General features: G+C 35.8%; 36 protein-coding genes. 27 read left to right on the top strand and 9 right to left on the bottom strand.

Translation table 11 applies throughout. From position 1 onward, the window contains the following. Positions 1-27: 27 nt before the first annotated feature. Positions 28-663: a S24 family peptidase gene (locus GGR32_RS00850; RefSeq protein ID WP_183475554.1), complete on the bottom strand. Its 636-nt coding sequence runs from the start codon at positions 661-663 to the stop codon at positions 28-30. A 74-nt stretch (positions 664-737) separates the two neighbouring features. Between GGR32_RS00850 and GGR32_RS00845 the strand changes: the two genes are divergently transcribed. From GGR32_RS00845 to GGR32_RS00740, 22 genes are all read left to right on the top strand, one after another. Beyond that, a complete protein-coding gene (locus tag GGR32_RS00845; RefSeq protein ID WP_183475553.1) occupies positions 738-944 on the top strand; it encodes a hypothetical protein in 207 nt (68 codons plus the stop codon). A 122-nt stretch (positions 945-1,066) separates the two neighbouring features. After that, positions 1,067-3,094, top strand: coding sequence for a hypothetical protein (locus GGR32_RS00840; protein WP_183475552.1), 2,028 nt, complete (start codon positions 1,067-1,069; stop codon positions 3,092-3,094). Positions 3,095-3,106: 12 nt separating this feature from the next. Further along, positions 3,107-3,982, top strand: a complete 876-nt coding sequence (locus tag GGR32_RS00835; protein ID WP_183475551.1) for an AAA family ATPase — start codon at positions 3,107-3,109, stop codon at positions 3,980-3,982. Next, the gene (locus GGR32_RS00830) at positions 3,975-4,622 is read left to right on the top strand and encodes a P-loop NTPase family protein (RefSeq protein WP_183475550.1); all 648 of its coding nucleotides are present in this window, start codon (positions 3,975-3,977) and stop codon (positions 4,620-4,622) included. Before GGR32_RS00835 ends, GGR32_RS00830 begins: the two co-directional genes overlap by 8 nt. Before the next feature lie 4 nt (positions 4,623-4,626). Then, the gene (locus tag GGR32_RS00825; RefSeq protein WP_183475549.1) at positions 4,627-4,965 is read left to right on the top strand and encodes a hypothetical protein; all 339 of its coding nucleotides are present in this window, start codon (positions 4,627-4,629) and stop codon (positions 4,963-4,965) included. Positions 4,966-4,968: 3 nt separating this feature from the next. Continuing rightward, positions 4,969-5,211, top strand: coding sequence for a hypothetical protein (locus GGR32_RS00820; RefSeq protein ID WP_183475548.1), 243 nt, complete (start codon positions 4,969-4,971; stop codon positions 5,209-5,211). A gap of 25 nt (positions 5,212-5,236) precedes the next feature. Next, positions 5,237-5,503, top strand: a complete 267-nt coding sequence (locus GGR32_RS00815; protein WP_183475547.1) for a hypothetical protein — start codon at positions 5,237-5,239, stop codon at positions 5,501-5,503. 9 nt (positions 5,504-5,512) lie between these two features. Continuing rightward, the gene (locus GGR32_RS00810) at positions 5,513-6,004 is read left to right on the top strand and encodes a hypothetical protein (protein WP_183475546.1); all 492 of its coding nucleotides are present in this window, start codon (positions 5,513-5,515) and stop codon (positions 6,002-6,004) included. A gap of 1 nt (position 6,005) precedes the next feature. Continuing rightward, positions 6,006-6,656: a DUF3164 family protein gene (locus tag GGR32_RS00805; RefSeq protein WP_183475545.1), complete on the top strand. Its 651-nt coding sequence runs from the start codon at positions 6,006-6,008 to the stop codon at positions 6,654-6,656. Between the two features lie 2 nt (positions 6,657-6,658). Then, positions 6,659-6,883 carry a hypothetical protein gene (locus tag GGR32_RS00800; RefSeq protein WP_183475544.1) on the top strand — a complete coding sequence of 75 codons (225 nt, stop codon included), beginning with the start codon at positions 6,659-6,661 and terminating at the stop codon, positions 6,881-6,883. A 156-nt stretch (positions 6,884-7,039) separates the two neighbouring features. Then, entirely contained in the window at positions 7,040-7,180 is a 141-nt protein-coding gene (locus GGR32_RS00795) for a hypothetical protein (RefSeq protein ID WP_183475543.1), read from the top strand. Beyond that, positions 7,177-7,446 (top strand): hypothetical protein, encoded by a 270-nt coding sequence (locus GGR32_RS00790; RefSeq protein ID WP_183475542.1) that lies wholly within the window; start codon positions 7,177-7,179, stop codon positions 7,444-7,446. Before GGR32_RS00795 ends, GGR32_RS00790 begins: the two co-directional genes overlap by 4 nt. After that, positions 7,443-7,853, top strand: coding sequence for a hypothetical protein (locus GGR32_RS00785; protein ID WP_183475541.1), 411 nt, complete (start codon positions 7,443-7,445; stop codon positions 7,851-7,853). Before GGR32_RS00790 ends, GGR32_RS00785 begins: the two co-directional genes overlap by 4 nt. Before the next feature lie 153 nt (positions 7,854-8,006). Beyond that, positions 8,007-8,180 carry a hypothetical protein gene (locus tag GGR32_RS00780; RefSeq protein ID WP_183475540.1) on the top strand — a complete coding sequence of 58 codons (174 nt, stop codon included), beginning with the start codon at positions 8,007-8,009 and terminating at the stop codon, positions 8,178-8,180. Beyond that, entirely contained in the window at positions 8,181-8,354 is a 174-nt protein-coding gene (locus tag GGR32_RS00775; protein ID WP_183475539.1) for a hypothetical protein, read from the top strand. It begins immediately after the preceding gene. Next, entirely contained in the window at positions 8,338-8,901 is a 564-nt protein-coding gene (locus GGR32_RS00770; protein ID WP_183475538.1) for a hypothetical protein, read from the top strand. Before GGR32_RS00775 ends, GGR32_RS00770 begins: the two co-directional genes overlap by 17 nt. A gap of 4 nt (positions 8,902-8,905) precedes the next feature. Next, positions 8,906-9,412: a hypothetical protein gene (locus tag GGR32_RS00765; RefSeq protein ID WP_183475537.1), complete on the top strand. Its 507-nt coding sequence runs from the start codon at positions 8,906-8,908 to the stop codon at positions 9,410-9,412. A gap of 5 nt (positions 9,413-9,417) precedes the next feature. Then, positions 9,418-9,693: a hypothetical protein gene (locus GGR32_RS00760; protein WP_183475536.1), complete on the top strand. Its 276-nt coding sequence runs from the start codon at positions 9,418-9,420 to the stop codon at positions 9,691-9,693. Between the two features lie 3 nt (positions 9,694-9,696). After that, a complete protein-coding gene (locus tag GGR32_RS00755; protein ID WP_183475535.1) occupies positions 9,697-10,011 on the top strand; it encodes a hypothetical protein in 315 nt (104 codons plus the stop codon). Between the two features lie 150 nt (positions 10,012-10,161). Then, positions 10,162-10,527 carry a hypothetical protein gene (locus GGR32_RS00750; protein ID WP_183475534.1) on the top strand — a complete coding sequence of 122 codons (366 nt, stop codon included), beginning with the start codon at positions 10,162-10,164 and terminating at the stop codon, positions 10,525-10,527. Positions 10,528-10,566: 39 nt separating this feature from the next. Continuing rightward, positions 10,567-10,989 (top strand): hypothetical protein, encoded by a 423-nt coding sequence (locus GGR32_RS00745; protein ID WP_183475533.1) that lies wholly within the window; start codon positions 10,567-10,569, stop codon positions 10,987-10,989. Between the two features lie 94 nt (positions 10,990-11,083). Beyond that, on the top strand, positions 11,084-11,269 hold the full coding sequence (locus GGR32_RS00740; RefSeq protein WP_183475532.1) for a hypothetical protein: 186 nt from the start codon (positions 11,084-11,086) through the stop codon (positions 11,267-11,269). Positions 11,270-11,362: 93 nt separating this feature from the next. Here the strand turns inward: GGR32_RS00740 and GGR32_RS00735 are convergent, their stop codons facing one another. From GGR32_RS00735 to GGR32_RS00700, 8 genes are all read right to left on the bottom strand, one after another. Beyond that, entirely contained in the window at positions 11,363-12,151 is a 789-nt protein-coding gene (locus GGR32_RS00735) for a phage head morphogenesis protein (protein ID WP_343066413.1), read from the bottom strand. A 356-nt stretch (positions 12,152-12,507) separates the two neighbouring features. Beyond that, positions 12,508-13,713 (bottom strand): phage portal protein family protein, encoded by a 1,206-nt coding sequence (locus GGR32_RS00730; protein WP_183475530.1) that lies wholly within the window; start codon positions 13,711-13,713, stop codon positions 12,508-12,510. Next, positions 13,710-14,207: a phage morphogenesis protein gene (locus tag GGR32_RS00725; protein WP_183475529.1), complete on the bottom strand. Its 498-nt coding sequence runs from the start codon at positions 14,205-14,207 to the stop codon at positions 13,710-13,712. The genes GGR32_RS00730 and GGR32_RS00725 overlap by 4 nt, the downstream gene beginning before the upstream one ends. A 1-nt stretch (position 14,208) precedes the next feature. Further along, the gene (locus GGR32_RS00720; protein ID WP_183475528.1) at positions 14,209-14,631 is read right to left on the bottom strand and encodes a phage protein Gp36 family protein; all 423 of its coding nucleotides are present in this window, start codon (positions 14,629-14,631) and stop codon (positions 14,209-14,211) included. After that, on the bottom strand, positions 14,621-15,076 hold the full coding sequence (locus tag GGR32_RS00715; protein WP_183475527.1) for a hypothetical protein: 456 nt from the start codon (positions 15,074-15,076) through the stop codon (positions 14,621-14,623). Before GGR32_RS00715 ends, GGR32_RS00720 begins: the two co-directional genes overlap by 11 nt. Further along, positions 15,076-16,626: a hypothetical protein gene (locus GGR32_RS00710; RefSeq protein ID WP_183475526.1), complete on the bottom strand. Its 1,551-nt coding sequence runs from the start codon at positions 16,624-16,626 to the stop codon at positions 15,076-15,078. Before GGR32_RS00710 ends, GGR32_RS00715 begins: the two co-directional genes overlap by 1 nt. After that, positions 16,619-17,104 carry a terminase gpP N-terminus-related DNA-binding protein gene (locus tag GGR32_RS00705; protein ID WP_183475525.1) on the bottom strand — a complete coding sequence of 162 codons (486 nt, stop codon included), beginning with the start codon at positions 17,102-17,104 and terminating at the stop codon, positions 16,619-16,621. Before GGR32_RS00705 ends, GGR32_RS00710 begins: the two co-directional genes overlap by 8 nt. A 1-nt stretch (position 17,105) precedes the next feature. After that, the gene (locus tag GGR32_RS00700) at positions 17,106-17,399 is read right to left on the bottom strand and encodes an oxidase (protein ID WP_183475524.1); all 294 of its coding nucleotides are present in this window, start codon (positions 17,397-17,399) and stop codon (positions 17,106-17,108) included. 172 nt (positions 17,400-17,571) lie between these two features. Between GGR32_RS00700 and GGR32_RS00695 the strand changes: the two genes are divergently transcribed. From GGR32_RS00695 to GGR32_RS00675, 5 genes are read left to right on the top strand one after another with little or no spacing between them, the layout of a single operon-like run. Next, complete coding sequence (locus GGR32_RS00695) at positions 17,572-18,525, top strand: hypothetical protein (protein WP_183475523.1); 954 nt, start codon at positions 17,572-17,574, stop codon at positions 18,523-18,525. Between the two features lie 10 nt (positions 18,526-18,535). After that, the gene (locus tag GGR32_RS00690; protein ID WP_183475522.1) at positions 18,536-19,447 is read left to right on the top strand and encodes a phage capsid protein; all 912 of its coding nucleotides are present in this window, start codon (positions 18,536-18,538) and stop codon (positions 19,445-19,447) included. A gap of 59 nt (positions 19,448-19,506) precedes the next feature. Continuing rightward, a complete protein-coding gene (locus tag GGR32_RS00685) occupies positions 19,507-20,691 on the top strand; it encodes a DUF2586 family protein (RefSeq protein ID WP_183475521.1) in 1,185 nt (394 codons plus the stop codon). 11 nt (positions 20,692-20,702) lie between these two features. Next, entirely contained in the window at positions 20,703-21,119 is a 417-nt protein-coding gene (locus GGR32_RS00680; protein ID WP_183475520.1) for a hypothetical protein, read from the top strand. 10 nt (positions 21,120-21,129) lie between these two features. Beyond that, the gene (locus tag GGR32_RS00675) at positions 21,130-21,444 is read left to right on the top strand and encodes a hypothetical protein (protein WP_183475519.1); all 315 of its coding nucleotides are present in this window, start codon (positions 21,130-21,132) and stop codon (positions 21,442-21,444) included. Positions 21,445-21,462 lie beyond the last annotated feature (18 nt).

Genomic DNA, 21,462 nt, shown 5'->3' with positions numbered 1-21,462 from the left:
TAAATCAGTTTCTTATACAGGTAAATGCTATTCTAAGCGTATTACCCCTACCACTAATGCTATGGCGTATATTTCAGATAACGGCACCTCGAAAGGGCTATACTTCTCGTTATCTGAGACCATTAATAGGCTTTCTTCATTTTCAGATTTACGAATCCTTTTTACTAAAGCACCTTGAGACGTATCTAAAACATACACTTTATTCCATTGAAAAAAAGAACCTAAAGCAACTTTCCTACATGCTACCAAATCACCGCTATTATATTTAGGGTACATAGAAGATCCTTTAATTCTAATCATAAAATCAGCTCTTATGTCTTCAAACTCGGGTATTTTATAGCCGCTGGTTTGGTAATCCATTACTTGTACATCTCCAGTACCAAATCCTGCCATAGCTTCTATAGGTATTAAAGGAATAGTCTTAACAGGATTCGTATCGAATTGCTCTTTTTTAAACATTTCTCCTTCACCTGTCAATAGCCAATTAATATTTACATCTGGATAAACTGACGAAATTTCAACTAAAATATCAGCATTAGGTGATGAAATTTTTGATTTACCTCTAAAGTTAGAGTAAGAAAAACTAAATTTATCAAAAAAAACATCTCTATTAGTTTCTTTAATATCAGCTATTTGTAGTATTCTATCTTTAATGTATGTCATTATTTCATCATTTTACTTTTTATATGTTGAAATTTCAACATATATTTGTCATTATTAAATAACAATTTGATACAATGAGTAAAACTAAGCAAAAAAGACAAAAGTATAACGATGATGTTCTCCAAGAGTTGAAAAAAAAATACGACGTTACCCGTAACTATATCATTTTGAGTATTCGTGGAGAACGCAACGGAACTTTATCTATTCAAATACAAGAAGATTACCGTAAGCTTAATGCGGCTTCTAAAAAAGCTATTAATCAAAAAATAAGTGAGCTATGAAAATATCAATAGTGTATTTCATATCACTAAAATTTAAGATTAGACACCTGTAAATGTAGTGATTTTCTCCTGGACGGTCTTTAGGGCGGTTCGACTCCTCCCCAGGAAACAAATAGAATATTATGTACGCATATCAAAACAATATACTCTCAATACCTGCCAAGCTTTTGTATAAAGAGTGGAAGTTAGTTAGTTACAATACTTATTTAAGTTATTGCAGACGAGGTAAACTCATCCGTACCAAAGAAGGCCGCGGTCAAGATAACCAAGCTTGGGTATCGTTTCACGATTTACCAGTGGTTAAGGGTGTAAATATTAAAGAGTTTTGTGTGCGTGCTCTGGGTAAACCAGAAGATGTAATTGTACGTAATGAGCTGGAGAAATATATAATACCAGATCCAAAGGCAATAGATTTTTTTGCCCAGCACCGCAAACCAAATGGTAAACCATTGACTTTTGAAAAGCAGCGTGAAAAAGCAACTAGCGCAATGATTTTAAATGGTATTGAAACCATAATTAATGACCGCGTAAAGTGCAATAAAATTTTCGGTAAGAAAAAGGTAAGAATATGGCAAAATATAAGCGAAGCTGTTAATGCTTTAGATACCGATAAATGGTCTTATGATCTGCCCGGTAGTTGGAGAGGTTTAAAAAGAAGATACAACCAATACATAAATCATCGCTACCAAACTTTTATACATAAGGGAGAAGGATCAGACAATGCTCGATTGGTTACAGAAGATATGGAGCGTTTAATTATCGCTCTGTATTGCTTACCCAATAAACCTTATATGAGTAGCACACACGATATGTATTTACAGTTTCTTGGCGGTGCAATTGAAGTGTTTGATTTGCAAACAGGTGAAATATTTGACCGTCAAAAATTCTATAAAGACGATGCACCTATTGAGCTGTCTGAAAGTACAATACGCAACTATTTAAACAAACCAGAAAATCAAATTATTATAGCCAAATTTCGTAATGGTGATTATGACTTTAGCCACAAAGTAAGACCACACGTAAACCGTCATGCTCCTAACTATTCTATGAGTAAAATAACACTTGATGACCGCGATATAATGCACACAAAAATGCACGACGGTAATAAAGTTATGGCCTATTATGCCTATGACGATTTAAGCGGGGCGATGATTGGTATTTCACACTCAAAAAGCAAAAACCACGAGCTATTTCTCGATTGCATCCGTAATATGTTCCGTTTCACTACTTCATACAATCTTGGGGTACCAATGCAAATGGAAGTAGAAAAACACTTGGTTAGCGACTTTTCAGAAGGTCTTATGAAAGCAAATAATCTATTCCCGTTTGTTCGCTGGTGTAACCCTACCAATTCACAAGAAAAGTATGCAGAGCGTCTTATTGGTATTAAAAAATACGGTGTAGAAAAAGACAACAATCAAAACGTAGGTAGATTTTATGCTCGAGGTGAAAGTGATCGTGTAACCCGTCAAAAAATATTTGATGAATATAACGATAATTACAAAGAAGCAAAAGCAAGCTATGAAGAAATTGTTGCGCAAGAACTGGCAGAGCAAATAGAATATAACAACGAACCACATCCAGACAAAGTAAGATTTAAGGGCAAGTCAAGGCTGCAAGTGTTCATCGAGAACGTTAATCCAGAGCTTCCAAAATTAAACAAAGCTATGCTTGCTTTATACGTAGGCGTACATGTGCAAACAACTATAAGACGTAGCCAATATGTAACTGTTAAATATGGTAAATATCAATTGCCAAGCCCTCAAACCTTGCAAATGCTAGCTCCAAATAACTACAAGGTAGATGCTTATTACATTCCAGAAAACAACGAAGTTAAAGAAGTTTACCTCTACCAAAATAAAGAGTTTATATGTAAGTGCACACCAGTACCAAAATTTAACCGTGCTAACGCCGAATGGACAGATAAAGACGTACAGAAATACAATGAAGCGATGCAGTACATCAATCGCTTTGACAGTATGGTAAAAGAAAACACTAAAAAGACTCTTACTAAAGTAGGTATTATTAAAAACAAACCTCAGACCATAGATGTACCTGTTGAAACGCTAGAACTTCCAGAACCACAAGAATACAGCTTTGAGCAAACAGATTATCAAACACAAAGAAATCGCGCAATTAACGATTTATAAAAACTTAGAACAATGATCGATTCCAATTTTAAATCAAAGATTATAGAAAAAATGGCGCAAGCACGTGCCAATTATACAAGCAATGCAAAGCACGCCCGCGTTTTAGGTATAAATTCTGCTCAGTATTCACGTATCAATAAAGGTGATTTTGAAGGTGTTTTAAGCGAAGCAAAATGGATTACCCTAGCACGAAGATTAAACGTGCAATTAAGCAATAAGCGTAAATGGGTAACTGTGAAAACCGAGACATTTAACTACATCTATAATCAATTAGAGGCTTGTCAAAACCGTTCTATATCTGCCATATTGTGTGATATTGCTGGTATAGGTAAAACACATACGGCAAAATACTACTGCCATGAAAATAAAAATGCGATTTATATAGACTGTAGTCAAGTAAAAAGCAAACAAAAGCTTATACGTAAAATGGCTCGTGAGTTTGGCTTAGACCACACTGGGCGTTATGCAGATGTGTATGAAGACTTGATTTTTTACTTAAAGCAACTCCCTAATCCACTTATAATTTTAGATGAAGCTGGAGATTTAGACTATGCTGCATTCTTAGAGCTTAAAGCCTTATGGAATGCTACCGAGTACGATTGCGGCTGGTATATGATGGGTGCAGACGGACTAAAGCAAAAAATAACACGCCAAAAAGACCTTAAAAAAGTAGGCTATACCGAAATATTTGACCGTTACGGCAATGATTATAAAAAGGTAAGCCCAGAGGGAAAAGAAAGTTTGCAAGAGTTTCTTATGGGGCAAATCGCTCAAGTAAGCAAGGCTAATAATTCTAAGATTACCCCTATTCAGATGTTTGGAAAAACCAAAGGATCATTAAGAAAAGTTAGAACAGAAATAGAAAAGCAGTATTTGAGTAATGAGTAATATACCTAGAGCATACAGCTATACAGATATTGAACGAAAAGAATTTGATGTACTTCCATTTACAGGAATATGGAAAGATCATCAAGGAGAACCAGAGCGTGCAGGCAGTATTATAATATATGGTGGTTCTGGTCACGGAAAAACCACTTACGGCTTGCAGTTTATGAAGTATTTATGCGGCTTTGAAAAAGTTTTTTATAACACGCCAGAAGAGGGAATGAAAGCTAGTTTTAGACGTAATCTTAAGTTAAACGGCTTGCAGTATATAAGTGATAAATACAATTTTCAAAGCGAGTTTTACGACGATATGGTTAAACGTTTATCTCAAAAAAGGCAGCCAAAAATAGTATTTGTAGATAGTGTGCAATACTGCTTCCGCGGAAAGCGAGACACGCATTATTTTGACCTTATAGAGAAGTTTCCGAATACCTTATTTGTTTGGATTTCTCAAATGCAGAAAAACGCTCCAAAAGGCTCAGTTGCAGATGCAATTATGTGGGATGCACAAAACGTAATACGCGTGCAGGACTTTAAAGCTTATATCGAAAAAACTAGATGTGGAGGCAACGAAACCATGCCGTATGTAATAAGCCAAGAAAAGGCAAATGAAAGAGAATTAAAACTACTAAAAAAAGGCTAGCGCTATGAATATACAACAAACTTTAAGGTACAGCACAGCAAAATACAACAGACTTATAATAGAGACTTATATCGCTTATTGTTCTATACAAGGTGTTGATGATAAAGACGTGCAAAAAATATTAGCGAACACTGCTTATTTCAATTGGTTCTTACAAGAATACAGAATACTAGAAGCTGAATTTTTAGAAGAAGTAGAGCCTTATTTAAGACTTTCAGATATAGAAGCTGTACGAAACTTTTACGACGAAAAAACTTGTCAAATAGCAGAGTTTTTCTCAAAAACTCTACTGCAAAAAGCTAGAAGTCTACAAATAATCAATCATAACCCTCAACTTAATTAAATCATGAAAAAAGACGAATTATTAAACAGATTTGAAAAGCTTACCACCGTATTAGAGTTATCTAGTGGTTGGGGGTATTTCTCGCCATTACAAAGAACCTGCATACATCAAGAGAGAGCTGCAATTTTTAAAGCTTTGGATGCTATAGCCTTTAAAGGCTTAAAAAATTGCACCCCTAAATATACACTACCTCCACATTTAGAGGCGATCGCCAATAAAGTGATTCTAGATTTTAAACAACATTAAAGACCCTTTAAACCCTTTTTAAATTATGGAAACAGAGCTGCAAAGAAAAACCAATCGCTTAAAAGAGGATATAGCCTATGTTTTTAAAGATGATAAACAAGATCCAGAGCTCTGCATTAAAAGCTCAGTAAGTTTTGGAAACAAAGGCATCAAAGAAGCTAAAATAATCACCAATATAGAACTTACAAGCTTGCATATTCAAAAAATACAAGCATTGATAACACTTCACAACTTCAATGATTACCGCATTAAACGAAGCGGCGGAGCATTAAGAATATTATTAACAAAATAAAACAACAACATGAAAACTACAGAAAAAAGAACAGTAACAGAGCTTGAAATATTAACAAGAATGGTAAAAGACAAGTTTCCAAATGCAAAATTAAAAAGTAAAAAAACAGAAGTTGCAACAGAGGTAAAACTCAATGTTTCTGAAACTGTACCTGTTCATGTGCTAATTATGTTTATAGGGTCTGGCTTAGTTAATCAAAAGCAATCAGGAGATAGTATTTGTTATGAATTTATAGTAGATGCAAAATATCCAAAGGAGTCTATCGAAGGAGGATGTATAGCAATAGCTGAGCAAATGAAAACAGGCAATTTTAATTTTTCTATGGAATCGGCAAAAACAAAAAATAAAATTTCACTACATGTTGATGGCAAATTTGATGATTTATCTTCTGGCTTCGCCATCTGCTTTTTAAACGAACCACGACTTAGAAATATGATACTATCAGGAGTAGCAGAATCGATTACGGTAAAAAACATAATAATTAACACCTTAAACGAGTAAAATGGAAAAACAAAATAAACCAATTTCAGAAATGAGTAAAGCCGAAATTAAGGCGTATCTCGAGAACCAAGAAAAAGCAGAAAAGGCAGAAAAACAAAAAGCTAAAAAGCAATTCATAGAAGATAAAGACAATTTTCTACAGCATACAGCATCTAAGTTTCAGCAAATACAAGCGGAAATGCGTCAGCTTAAAGATTATACAATCAGCAAAGCTAACGAGCTTTACGAGCGTATGTATAAGATGGAAGGCAAAGAAGCCCGTGAGGTGCAGTCTTTTACTATGAAAGACGAAAATGACACCATGAAGGTAACGGTAGATCGTCAATCTATACTAGAGTTTGATGAAAACGCTGTAGTACATATCAATACCATAAAAGATATGTTTAAGGCGAAGTTTGAGGGGCGTAACAAAGGTATGTACGGCTACATTAATGATATACTTATTAAGAATTCAAAGGGAGATTACGATCCGAGATTGATAACAAAGGTTAAGACTAGAGCCGTAAAGCTAGGCCATACAGAAATTCTTAAAGAGGTAGAAAAGCTCGAGCAATGTCGTCGTGTATCTGGAACCGCATTATACTGCCGATGCTATATCCGCGATAAAAACAAAAAATGGCAAGATGTTTCACTTCAATTCTCAAGCTTATAGTTATGCCAACAAAAGTAAAATTAAAGCTTGATTGCATTCCGTTAGACGAGATGATTTATGCTCTTAAAAGAGCCGTTGCAGATGCACAAGAAGAGCAAAAGTACAAGAGAACGCCAAAAACTAAACGTCAAAATAAAAAAACAATAGAGTTTTTTGGCAATTGCCTCTACTATATGGAAGAGCTTAAAAAATTAAAACAACATGAAACAGACATCAAAAACCAATAGGCGCTATTATCTGCATCAGAAAATAAAAAAGATGTTTCGGTATAGTTCTCGAAAGAAGACAGTTTACGTACCTTGGAATATAGCAGAAATACCCCCCCATTAGCGGAATTACGAGACCAGTTTAATTATAGTTTACAAACAGAAATTCAATAAAAAATGAAAGCAAAAATAGTTAATAATACTTTAGAGATTCACCCAGAAACAATAAGTGAAGAACATGAACTTTTTAAATTTTACGAAGACTATAAAGATACTAAAATACAAGAGCGTGTTTCTTTTAATCTTTTGGAAGAATGAGCCTATACGAATTACAACAGCAGCAACGTCAAGAGGCGTTAGCTGCTTTAGAAAAAGCAAAACAATTGGAAAATGCAAAAGCCATTGTAATAGAACAATTGAACGACGATTTATACTTAGTAGATGGCATGCAAGTACATAGAGATCAATCGGGAAACTGGATTGGCAACCCTAAAATGAATCCTGCACAAATAGCCACTTTTCAAAGGCATTTGCAAGCCGTAGAGAACTTTGGTGTAACAGGTAAAGCAGAATATAAACTATGAAAGCAGTATCATCACAACGCAAGCAATTATACAAGCTTTTCAGGTATTCAAAAGAAACCGAAGCTCTCCATGTACGTCACATAACAGGCTGTGATGATAAAACCGAAGCCAAAGAGCTTACCGCATCACAAGCCAAGCAATTAATAGCATCGTTAACTACGCACTGGGCTTATTTTGATAAGAATAACCAACAGCATAGTTATATACTTAGCTTATTGCGTCAAATAGGCTGGACAAAATCAAGCGAGCGTTACGGTATTATTGCCGATATGGATAGGTTAAGCGATTTTCTTAAGAGCAAAAAAAGCCCCGTACCCAAACCATTACAAAATATGGACTCAACAGAACTAAGCACGCTTATAAATTGCCTTGAGTCCATATTGGGCAAAAAATATGGAGCAAAATGAAAAAGAGATACCTAAGCTATCAAGACGTTTGCAAGCATCCAGAAGAAGCGAAGTATTTGAAAGTGCTAAAAGCCACCGCAAATTGTGAAACCACTGTAATTGCTTGTCGTTTTTGCGGCAAGCAGTTAACAGAGCCAAAAACAGAGTGTTAGTATGAACTTAACAGAAAGCTTAAAACACAACATAGAATGCTGGAAAATTGAATTAGACAGTATTGAAGCAAAAATAAACTATCTGCACGGCAAAAAAGAAGCTTTAGCCAACACCGTAGAATGCCTAGAACTCATTTTAAAAGAGCAAGAAAATAAAACTGAAAACAGAGTTTAAATGAAAAGTGCTATAGAAACACTAGAACACGCCATACATGGTTTAAACTTAGAACTTAGAACTTGGTCTGACCCTAGAAATTTTAGCCAACGAATTATAAATGAGTGTAAACAAGAGCTCAAAGAACATAAAGAGGCTCTCAAAATATTAAAAAAAAATGACCACCCATTATAAAATAGAAAGTATTAGCACAGGGCTCAACCTAAAAGTTACCTACGTAAACAACAAATTTAAACGTGTAGAGCATCTTAAAGGGAAACTTGATAGTATAATGCTAAAAGAAATCGGACGTATAATACCGCACACCGAAAGTAATTTAAGCGCTTATCAAAACCTCTATAAAGGAAAAATAAACTACATCAAAATAGAGAAACAAAAAAGCCTTTATACCCACTTCACGGATGCGTGGTTTGCTTTTTACGAGAATGAAAACTCTGTACCTCCAAAATATACAGGTACCGATGCTAAGCACTTAAAACAGATAATAGTCTATTTAAAAAAAGTTGCAGGAACAGAACCCGAAGCTCTTGCCACGTGGCGAGCTTTGCTAGATAATTGGAAACGACTGGATGAATTCCACCGTAAAAATTGCGATCTAAAGTACATCAATTCCCAACTCAATAAAATTATACAAAATGTCCAACAAGTTGCAAAAACAGGAAACAAAGGCATTAGCGACGATTACCTCCAAAGCGTTATTAACGACTTACGCACCGCGTAATGCCATGAGGCAATATAGCCATTGTAAAAGTATAGCTTTGGCAATCAATTCAGACGCACCAAGACTAAGCGTTTTAAAACGTCAACTAGGTGTAAAATCTGTAGAAGCCTATCTAAAACTATGGCTTATCGACCTCAATGCAGTATTAGATTTACGTAAGCCACTTACCGAAACTCAAATAGACGATTTAGCCTTTCGGATTGTAGAAAATTACCGCAGCCTAAATATTGCCGATGTCAATTTGATTTTTGCCCAGGTAAAAAATGGTGAGTTAGGAAAAGTGTACGATAGGTTAAGTATTCCTACCGTAATGAAATGGTTTAAAGATTATTTTGATAAGCGATGTTCGGCGGCAGCCGAGCAAAGCTACCAGAACCACGCTCAAGCAAAAGTACAAATGCGTACGATGGGCGATTCGCTTGCCTCCACGCATATAGAGAAACAACGCAAAGCCATGAAAGTATATGGACAGCATCAAGCTCAACAAAGAATTAATAACGCTAAAAAATAATAAGTATGTCAGAGAAAACTATCCATTCCACACACTACGAAATAAAAGTACGTAATCAAGGTTCAGAGCTTTCTTGGAAAGAAAAGTTAACAGGTTTAAAAACTCGTTACGAAACATTTTCAGCTCCAAAAACAGACAAAGAAGCTTTTACACTAGCTAAGGAAGTTATTAGTTATTTTAACTCCACGCTTAGATTTGGTGAGTCGCCAAGAGAGTTGGTTGGGGTGCAAAAAATAGAAACAGAAGTAAAAATAATTGATTTAAAAGAACCTAAAATTTAGAAAATGGACTTATCAAAATTAACACCACAACACGTAAACAAAAGATTTGCTAACCAAGCGAGTTTCAACGCTTGGTTAGACAAAACCTACGATAAAAAAATTATCCTTTCCGACTTCGGTCAAGATATGACAAAACTTTACATAGATGAACATGGCGAAATATTGCATTGCAATTTTCACGCTCACATATACAACGGTCGTTTTGTCAATACAGAAAGTTTAACCGAGTTTGTACCGCTTGAAATTTTAGAAAATGGAAGCTGGAAAAGAAAAGACGGTTTATTAATTGAAGAAATTAAAAACAATAAGAAATTATGAAACATGACCCCGAATGGGATGACGATCCCTACATAAAAGGCAGTCCCGACCCAAACCCAAGTGGCGCATTTATTTGCGTTGTTATGTTGATATTATTTGCTATTGTAGCATGGTTAAAATGTAATTAAACGACTTTTAAAACAAGATTAAATGGAAATTATACAAGACAAAACCAATAAAAAAGTAAACGCCTATACCTGCGGTGATTGTGGTAAAAACACCGTAGTAAAACATCGTGACCAAGGAGTAACGCCATTTTTTATGCGTTGCGTGCATTGTGAAGGCAAAGCTATTAGTCACATGTATAAAGTACCACAAGGTTTGAAGCACGATTTAACCGTTTTTAGCCCTGCAAATGATAAAGAGTGGGAAATGTACCGTCAATACTTAAAAAGCTACTATAAAAAGAGAAAAGTATATAATAAGAAGTTGTTACAAGATGCTCTAGCCGCTACTAAAAACCATATTAATGCTGGTGGTGTAATAATGGTGCCAGCAGATGTTATTAAAATTTGATTATATTTGAGATATAATATTTAAAAACTTCTCATATTAATGAAAAAAATACTATTTATACTTGCAGTTACTACAACTATACTTATTTCCAGTTGTGCTGAGAGTTCTAAGAATACGGGTGTCGTTAAAACAAGTTGGCAAGACGCTACTTTTGAGCAAAAAGAACAATGGCTTAAGGCTTACTTGAACAGCCCAGATGATGAAGGTTATGAGTTAATAGATAAAATAGACACTCAATTAAAGAGTAAATTTACTCTACCTAATTCGGTAGAGTATAATTTTAACGAAAGCCCAACATTTATAAAAGCAGTTGTTACTGATGCTGATAATGGATTAGTAGTAATTAACGGAAAAGGGAAAGCTAATAATAGTTTAGGAGTAGATATACCTTTTACTTATAACGTACAACTACAAATATACCCAGACGAAAAGAAAATAATAAATATAAACGTAAGTCAATAATATTTATATACTATCAAAAACCCGCCATTGTGCGGGTTTTGTTTTTTATAGGGGTTTTGTATATTTTAGTAGCCTCAACTATCTTTGCACCATTATGCCAAAAGACCCAACACTTAGATTAAAAAGAGATCAGCGTTTGCGAGAACGTTACGAGTGGTATAGTGAACATAAACCCCAATGGCGTCACGGTGCAATTTTGGCGGCTATTGCCGAAGAGCTTTTTATCTCGCCAAGAACAGCCTCCGCTATCTTTAACGGCGAAGGTGTTTACGGGAATTAAATATTTTCATTATCTTTGTAGTCAATAACTTGAAAACCTTAAGTGTAGTTCCTGTTGGACTGTATCCTTCAAGGCGATGACTTAAGGTTTTTTTTATACCTTCATGTTATCAATAATTGAATAGAAGAAAAAATTACCCTTACGGTCTTCTCTAACGATTAAAAACATATCTTCAAATTCTTTAACTTGTAAATAGTGGTATTTCACCCAATGCGGTGAAGGTTTAAAGTTATCTATAGATGTAATAAATACAGAATCTTTTAATAAATTGTGAATATCTACAATCAAATTATTCTTTAAATAAGCGTTTTTGTGTGGTTGGTTTAAAGCTTCTTTTAAAGCTTTATTGTTAATAGTTACTTCACCTAAAACAGTATTTACTTTACCTCTTAATGTATCTTTTATTTCTGGCCATAATTTCTTTCTTTGATAATGTAATAAACTTCGTAAAGCTTCTTGAGCAACTTTATCGAATCCCGGAACTTTAAAATAAGGATGATCATCATTAAACACCTTTCCAGTCTTTCCTACATTTATATTAAACTGTTTTGGTAAATCTACCATATCGTCTACATCGATACCATTATCGTTAACAGGCTTGCTGGTTCTTCTTGCACTGCACCTGCAACCCCAATCATTTGGCGGGTAACGTTTATCCCAAAACGGATGATCTATGGGTAAAACAATTCCGTGCCATTTTTTATGCAGTGGTCGTGTACGATCATCGTTTACAGAAACGTACATTAAGTTAGGATAAAGTTCTTTGGTGCGTTCCGCTTCTTGCCAACGGCTTGCCATTTGTGCAGAATTGGTGGCGTGAATATATTCCGCAGATAAATAACGTTTGTTATAAGTGTTATCTAACTTTGTAGCTTCAGTAATGAAGTCTTTTTTACTTCTAGTATTGCCGTTTTCGTCTTTTAAAAGCTTTACTGTTTCTCTTATTTGTGAGTGGTTTTTAAAGGCTGAAAATACACCTACATTGTAAGTAAGTTCATTGAGTTTTACAAAGTCTGTGCTGTTGTATCTTACACTATGTAAATTTTTGCCATAACCACTGTAAACCGCTGTAATAAGTTCGTTTGCGGTTTCTTTAAAAAGTTGTCTTTTATCGGGAGTTTTACCTTGGTAAATTTCGGTAAGTAGTTGCTCAATAGTTGCGGCACTTATCTTTTTGCTTTCATCGCTAAGTTCTAAGTGACCGCAACATTGTGAGCGGTAATATAACTCAAGAAGTTTTATTCCTTTTTTTTTTCTGGAGGTTTATTCGGTTCAGGAATAGGCTCTAGTTCTACACCGTAAGTACTTTCAAGGTATTTCTGCGTTAATTTATAACCGCTTGATGTCATAATCTTTTCATCAATTTTCATTTTCTCAATAGGGTCGGCAATCATTTCAACGCCTATACGTTCATTATCTCTTACATCATAACCGCAATTTCTAAGTAATGGCAATAAGGATTCGTTTAGCCAATGTACTACATTTCGCAAGTCAGCTTGAGTAATTTCGTCCTCAGTATCTTGATGTACTTCTGCTTGAGATCTGCTAGAACCGTCTTGCGTGGTCATTGTCTGGCCATTCACTAAAACTGATAATTGACTATCTACCGTTTCAATTTTTTTCATAAAGACGTTAAAAGCATCACGATTGTTAGCTTCTTTAATTTCAATATCTGCGAATTGTGGGAATACTCCATAAGAAGCCGTCCCCATTGTTTTTAGCCATTGCCCTACTTCTTGCTTAACATCGTCACTTATGGTACCAAGTTTAGCTATACGAATAGGCATCCCAAATATTTGCTCGAACTCATCCCAAGAAGCCCACGAATGACGTTTTAAAATGGTTAATGCGGCCGCTTTTTCTAACAAGCCGTAACCGTCATACATTTTGGCAAATAGTAAATCGTAAGGAAAATCCTCGTATGGCAAACCTTTAGTATCGTAAACGCTTTTTACAACTAAACCTAAATCAGGGTTAACGTGTTCACGCGGTACTTTTTTAGCTTTGTGTATTTTACCGTCTGGCGTTTTTTTGTACTGAATTAGTGAATATTCGTAAAAAACAGATTCCATTACATAGCGTATAGTGTCGGTAAACCAACGGCTATCTAAAAAGCTTGAGCGTTCATGATCTGCAATGCCTTTATCATCTTTTAGAACGAACTTTTTATTTACGATTCTTAAAATACGATTTTCCATTACTGCGGTAAGATGAGTATCTAAAACCGTGTCTTTATACAAATCTTGTAATAAATAAGTAAAAGGTTGATCCGTGTTAGAACGTTCTTGTCTTGCCACTTGAAACTGGTCTATTTCTTGGCGAAATACGCTGTGTTGCTGCCTAACCAAATCAAGCATTACTTTTTGGCTTTTTGCGGCTAATTCTACATCGTTTTTAGTATTTATAAGCTTTTCGCCTCGGTGGTTTACTAATTCTATGCTCATTTTTTAAAAATGTTATCTAAGCGTTTATCTACTTGTCTAAATATTTTAGCATCTAATACTTTAGAATGCCCTATAAATTGCCGTTGTTCATGATTATCATCACCTTCATTATGTACTTCGGCATATTCTTTATCACTACTAAATTCAACTCCTTTAGAAATCTTACGGCTTTTTAAACTATGTCTTAATTTATCGCCGCTATCGTGACCGGTAAGTATTGCTCGCCCTTCATTTTGACGTCCGTACTGGTTAAGCTCACCCGCCCGTCCTACTCGATTAGTTCTGTATCTTGTAATATCTCTGCCTCGCTTATCTTCAACTTTACGAGCTTTCCATTTCTCTAAATGTTCGTCTGTAAAACCTTCGTTGTCGAAGCTTTCTTCAAAGTGTTCTAAACCTTCAACCTCGATAATATCTAAAAGATCATCTTTAATGAATTGCTCTAGTTCTAAAGCTTGACGTTTTATATGGTGAGTGAAGTCTTTAAAATTCATGTTAAAAATTGCTTATGTATTTTCTGTTACCGCCAAATTTTATAAAGCCATCACCAGTGGTTTCTTCACCCTCCGGAACTGGTTTAGGTGGTAAATCGTTAGCGGGTATTTTACCTGCGGCAACTTTTTCCAGCCAAAGCATAGCCTCATCATAACGCCCTTTAGTTACTTGGTTGTAGTCTTCGGTTTTACGAGTGTATATTTCGTGTATAACAATGTCTTTGCAATATTTTACAACTACTTTGTCTTTGTTTTCGGTGGCGTTAAAAATGGCATCTACATCAAAACGTCCAGACAAATAGCTGCGCATTAAGGCTACTGTTTCACTAATTATTTCTTCACCAATGGTATCGTCATTATTTAAAACTTTAGATACCACTTGCGGAACTGATACGGTGTTAAGGTCTGTGACTTCAATAAACATGTACGGTAGGTTTTATTTGTTTGTAAACTAGGGTTGAAAAACTTAGCATATAAGCCGGACGGCCATAACGTTCGGTAAGATCAACTTCAGCAGTTTGGGTAATTTCTGAAAACACTTCATCTTCTAACCAGTGTATTTTTTCACTTGCAGCTTCCATTGTTTCCATGATACTAAAGCTTTCTTCTTTATCTACGGCAGTTTCAAACGTATCGCCGTACTTGTCGAAGAATAAATAGACGTTTACCGTAACGCTTCCTTCTTTGGCATTGTTAATACCATCTTCCCAAGCAATGTTACCAATCGAAATAAAAGCAGCGGGAAACCCTGCTTTAAAACTGTTTTTACTTGGTGTGAGTTGCGCCTTCCACATATCTACCATGGTGAATGTTTCCATACTGGTAAGTTGTGCCGCAATCGGGTCATGTATTTTCTTACGTACACTCATTAAAAACCTCCTCTTTTATGTTGGTGAATAGTTGGTTTACCCCAGCTTTTTAAATCTGCGGTGTAGTAAAATTGTGCTTTACGCACACCGTTTTCTAGTGCATCGGGTGAATCGTCTGGCGACTTTGTGCCTTTTTCAAATGAAAGCAATTGCGTTTCGGCGGCTTTCATATCTGGTGTGCCTTCTAAGTGAGAACCAAAAACCAACGTCCCGTTAAATAATACGCTCGTTAAAGTAGCTTCAATTCTTAAGTGTTTATCTACACGTTGGTCACGATCGGCCATTGGTATTTGGAAAAATCCACGACGTTGAGCTTCTTGCCTAAAAATGGGAGCAAAAACCGCTTCTTGTGCTGCGGTGGCATCAAAATAATCTAAAGAGCTTAAACCTCGCATACCTCGCTCTTGTGCTTTATCATAATGCCAGCTTATAGCTTCGCTAATATCACAACGGCGACAAAACACATCTAAAGCATAAATACGATGACCGGTAACTCCTAAAAGCCAAAAAGCTTTATAATCACCATTTGCTTTGTACGATAAATCCCAATAGCCTATTAAAGCATTCCATTGAACGTTGTGCGGTATTTCTTCATACCTAATCCATTCCTTTTTAAAAAGCTTTCCCTCTTCAATTGGGTTGTTATAGTCTTCCCGTTGGCTCGTGTAATAGTCGGTTTCTTCATCAATGGTATCTACCATTTCGTTAGAATAACGCTGATACCACGAAGGTTTACCACTTGCATCCCTTAAGTTGATGGTACTTACATCTAACGATTTAGAATCTTTATATTTTTCTAAAATGAAATCGTTTAGACCGTCTTTTACAATGTAGTTGTTAGGTATTACCAAGCGACCACGGTGCAAGTGAAAAGCTTTTTTTAAATCACCGGTAATTTTTTCGCCTTTTTCTTTCACTAAGATTTTATTTTTGGCTTCTTTACGGTCTTCACAATCGTCTACACTTGCAAAGTCCGGGCGATATTCACCACGTCTTAAACCCCTAAAAGGTTGGTTTAAACCGAGTGCTTTAAAATATCTGCCGTCTAAAGTTTCAAACTCACCATCTGCCCAGTTCCCATAGCTTACTTGCTTACCAAAATCTTTAATTATACGTTCGTTACTCTCGAGGTGCATTTGTAAATCGCCAAGCAATAAATTTGCAGCATCGCTATTTCTACCAATAAGTAGAGCGAAAAAAACTAAGTCATTTTCTTTTAAGTGTAGTAAGTTTCCTACGTTGGTGTGAATAGATTTTGCTGCGCCTCTAAACCACCGTCTAAATTGAACGATTCTAGGATTCTCAAAAACTTTAATATAGCTTTCTTGGTGAAAGTCTGCACAAGGAGCATCGGCTAAAGGTACAGGCGTGTTAACCCCAAAATAGTAGTCAAAAAACTCGTTATAATTTTGAGGTTTTAAAAGTCGTTTAATTCTTGCTTCTTGCTCAGCAGAAGTTTCCTTTACCAAACTTTCTAAAGTCGAAGTTTGAATATACTTACTACGTTCTGCAAATGCCTCACGTGCCTTTTTTAGTTCTGTTTTAGTCATTCAAAGCTTCTTTATAAGTTTTGCTCACGACTTCATCCATCATACCTCTAATGTACTTTGCCATTTCTAGCTTTGCTTCACGGTTCTTTTTAAGCCGTTCGCTAAGGGCGTCTTTTAATATAGCATCACTTAACTCCTCAAAATTGTCGTACATATAAGCGAGGTTCTTTTTTTTATCGCTAAGCTTCTCGAAAGTGGAAGACAGTTTACTTAATTGATCGGGTGATACCTTTGGCGTTTCACCAGCTTTTAATGATTGAAAGCTTCTTAATGTTTCCTGTTTGAGTTCTGAGATACTTAGACTGTGAATGTCTTTTGCATCTTGCCAATCATACTTTTTGTACCACCTTTTTATGGTTTCTAAGTGTACTTCCAGAACATCAGCAATCTCATTTTGAGAAAAACCATTGATAAACATCTTTTTACCTTGTCTTTTCTTTTGATCAGATTCTTTTTTGGTAAGTCGTCCTCCTGCCATATTAATTGATGTAAGTAGCGTCTATAATTAAATTATCATTTGTGCCAATTTGAAGCGTTTTAACCTTCATACCATCGTATTCAAAGTTTCGCTTAATCTCTCTTAAAAGCTTTTTAGGATTTTCATTAAGAAGCTCATTGCTTATGCCAACACCTAGTTCTGGTGCCTCTTTAAACTCTCCTTTGTGTGATATTAAAATGAGTCTTTGATTTTGTATAGTAGGATTGCCCGTGCCAAAATCGCCGTTTTCAATTTTTAGATCACCAGTATCATCTATTAAAATATCCCTAGCCATATCCTTTATTTATAACAAAAGTCCTTTAAAAGCTGCATCCATAAAAAATGGCTATCAAGGGTTGCGAGTAGATTTTCAATAATTGAGAATAAATATTCAAACCTTGATTAGCAATTTGTTAAGCCTTTCATTTCGCTACAATTTTGCCTCATAACAAGATGAAAACGAGCAAATGAAATTCACTTTTGTAGTTAGCGATGAAAGCGTAAATAATTATGGGTTTAGAATACTTAGTGATGGTATTGATACAACTCAGTTTGAGAAAAATCCTGTAGGATATTACATGCACCAACGTAGAACAGGTGAAGACTATACCGCAAAAGGTGATGAAGTTATTTGCCGTTGGGAAAATTTACAACGTGTTGGCGGTGTACTTATGGCAGATGCTGTATTTGATGAAAATGATGAAAAGGCAATGAAAATTGCTAAGAAAATTCAAGGGAATTTTATTCGTATGGCATCTATTGGTGTAGATCCTATTGAAACCAGCGAGGACGTCAAACTCTTGTTACCCGGTCAAACTAGACCAACTGTTACTAAAAGTATTCTTTCCGAAATATCTATCGTAGACCGTGGTGGTAATAACAATGCCATGGTAAAACTTTACGATGGCGATCAAGATTATGAACTTCCATTAATTCAAAACACAATGAAATTAGAAGACAATTTACGTAAGCAACTCAATTTAAGCAGCAATGAATCAATAACAGATCGCGTAGCTCTTTTATTACAAGAGAACAAAACCCAAACGGATTACAAAACCAAATACGAAGCTTTGGTAAAGCTTAATCAGGAAAAAAGAGAAGCCGAAGCGGTAAAGCTTGTAGATGATGCTATTCAAGCTAAGGCTATCAAACCCGAAAAAAAAGAAACATACATCCAATTATTCAAGGCAGATCATTCGGGAGCAAAAGCTGTATTAGAAGACCTTATGGGTAAAACGCAAGCTTCACCAAAAGATAAACTAGGTGATTTCCTTGATGATATTAAACAAGGTGAAGGCGGTAAAGAAACCAATGCTAAAAAGGATTGGGCTTGGTATGAACTCAACGCTCCTGAGCAATTACTTGCAATGAAAAGCGAGAACCCAGAGCAATTCCAAAAACTATTTGACGAATCTTTATAAACCATAAGCAATGGCAGCAGAATTATTAAAAAGAAAATTTAGCTCAGATTTGAGCAAAAACTTATTCCCTGCGAATGAGTTCTATAAGCAATCAAAAAACGATTCGGCGTTTGTAGATGCCGATTCTGTACAGCTTCCACACGTAGGTACGATCCCTAATGTGAAGATAGACAGAACCGAAAAAGGGAACGCTACAAAACGTGCCGACAGCCCTAGCGAATATAAAATGCACGAGTTTTCAAGTGATCCAACTTGGTTACAATACTCAGAGGCCTTATTAGTAAGCTACGATAAGCGTGCTTCTATTTTAGAGGAACATGTAAACGCATTAAATACAGCTGTAGCCAACTTTATGGCATCGGCTTGGGGAGGTTCTTCAGGTGTTAAGAAAATTAGAACTACTGGAACAGGTAGAGTTGTTAGCGGCGTTTCTGGGGCAACAGGAAATCGAAAAAGATTGGTGCTTGCTGATATTCAAAAAGTAACAACCGTATGGGCAGAACAAGATATTCCTATTGGTAATCGCTATGCTGTAATTACCCCAGCAATGCAAGAAGATATGTTGCAAATTCCAGAGGTGAAAAGTTCAGACTATAACAAAGTTAAGCCTTTGGTAGATGGTTCTGTAGGCCACTTTATGGGTATTGACTTTTTCGTAAGAAGTAAAGTTAACGTGTTTACGCAAGGTGGCACTATAAGACCTTACGGAGAAACAACCACAGCAGCTACAGATTGTGCTGGTGCAATTTTCTGGCATAAAAATTATGTAAGACGTGCTGAAGGCGGTACAAAAATCTTTTTAAATGTAGACGATGCCGAGCTTTACGGTTCTAAAATGTCTGCTTTAGTGAGAGCTGGAGGTACTGCGGCAAGAAAAGACGGTAAAGGCGTTATCAACTTAGTTGAAGACGTCGTAGCTTAATTAATTACTAGCTAAGTAATCTTAGCTAGTAATATCAAAAACTATTAAAAAACAATTGTATGTCAGGACTTCCTAAAGTTACCATTAACATAAATAACGATAGATTAGGGCAAACTAATCAAACAGAAGATACTATTGCTGGGATGATTATTACAGGTAGCACGGTTGCCGGAACTAATAATATCACTGTAGGAACTGCTAATCAAATTTTTAGTCTTGAAAGCGCAGAGGCAATAGGTATTACCAAAGATGGCACCAATTCTTTTGCTTACAATGCTATTAAAGAATTTTATGCCAAAGCAGGAAAAGGGGCAGAACTTTGGCTAATGCTTACCACTGCATCTATTAAGATGAGTGAGCAATTAGACACTACAGGTAGTTATGCGCCTACATTATTAAATGCAGCTAGTGGTCGTATTAGAACTTTAGTAGTTTCTCAAAAATCTAACACGGGTATTACTACTGGCAATGGTTTAGATGAAGATGTAGACTTAGCCGTTACTAAAGCGCAAGAATTGGCTAACGCACACGCAAACAAATATAAGCCGTTGCGAGTAATTATAGACGGCAAAGACTTTACGGGAACGGTAGCCGATCTCAAAGATTATAAAAAAGCTTCCAGTAATCGAGTTGCCATTTTATTAGGTAATGCAAGCGCTGGGAAAAATGCTGCGGTAGGTATGATTTTGGGTAAAATTGCAGCTAACCCCGTTCAAAGAAGTATTGGTCGTGTACGTGATGGCGATTTAGGTATAGTGGCTGCTTACTTAAACAATGGTGAAGCCATTGAGACTTTAGAAGATGCATGGGAAGCGATACACAACAAAGGCTATATATTTTTAAGAACTATTCCTGGTAAAGCAGGGTATTTCTTTACAGATGATCCTACCCTAACCAGTGATAGCGATGATTTAAGCAGCTTAAAAAGAGTTGCGGTTATAGATAAGGCTACACTTATTGCACTTTCAGTTTATACCGAAAATATTCTTGATGAAATTCCACTAGCTGAAAACGGTCAAATTTCACCAGCTTTAATAGGCAACTGGCGTTCAGATATAGAAGCAGCCATTAATCAACAAATGACCGTTGAGGGCGAAATTAGCGGTGTACGCGCAAGCATTGACCCTTCTCAAGATATTTTAGGAACTAATGAGTTTAAAGTCACCTTAGATATTCTCCCAGTAGGCTACTCTAAATACATTAGTATAGACTTAGGCTTTACAACAAGTTTAACCAGTAATTAAAAAGCGTTACAATGGCATTTAACACAAAAGAATTTGCATGGTCTAATGTTGAAATAGCAATGTTAGGCCGATCTATAACCAAAGCTCGAGGAGTATCTTATAAAGTAACCAAGGAAAAAGAATATTTACATGCTCGAGGTGAGAATCCGCACAGCATTCAATCAGGCAATAAAGCTTATGAAGGACAATTAGTATTGCTTCAGTCTGAAGTTGAAGCGATGGCGGCGCAATTACAACCAGACGAAGATTTAACAGATTTAGAGCCATTTTCTGTAAGTGTTTCTTACGTACCTAAAAATGGTACAGGAGTTATTACTCATACTTTAGAAAATGTAGAGTTCACCGAAGACCCTAGAGAAATTAACCAAAACGACAAGTTTCAAGAAATAACGCTACCAATAATGTTTTTAGGTAGAAAAACCAGATAACAAGTTATTTATGAATAAAGAATTAACACAAGAGCAAATTAAAGAAAAAGCATTATCTCTTAAGAAAAAGCACAACTTAAAAGAAATTTGGGTTTTAGAAAGTGAAGGTAAAATCGCTTTCGTTAAAAAACCAAGCCGTGACCAGTTAAAATATGCGATGAGCGTAAGTCAAAACGATCCACTAGGTCTAGCTGAAAATGTACTTGAAAGCGGATGGCTTGAAGGTGATGAAGAGCTTAAAACAAACGATCGTTATTTTCTCGACATAACAACGCAAATAGATGCTTTAATAGAGACCACTACGGTAAACATAAAAAAGTATTAGAGCATAGTAGCGGTGAAC

Origin of the sequence: Mesonia hippocampi (genome assembly GCF_014197445.1) — a bacterium.
GTDB lineage: Bacteria > Bacteroidota > Bacteroidia > Flavobacteriales > Flavobacteriaceae > Mesonia > Mesonia hippocampi.
Note: the sequence above shows the minus strand (reverse complement) of the source record. Positions and strands in the feature narration are given on the sequence as shown.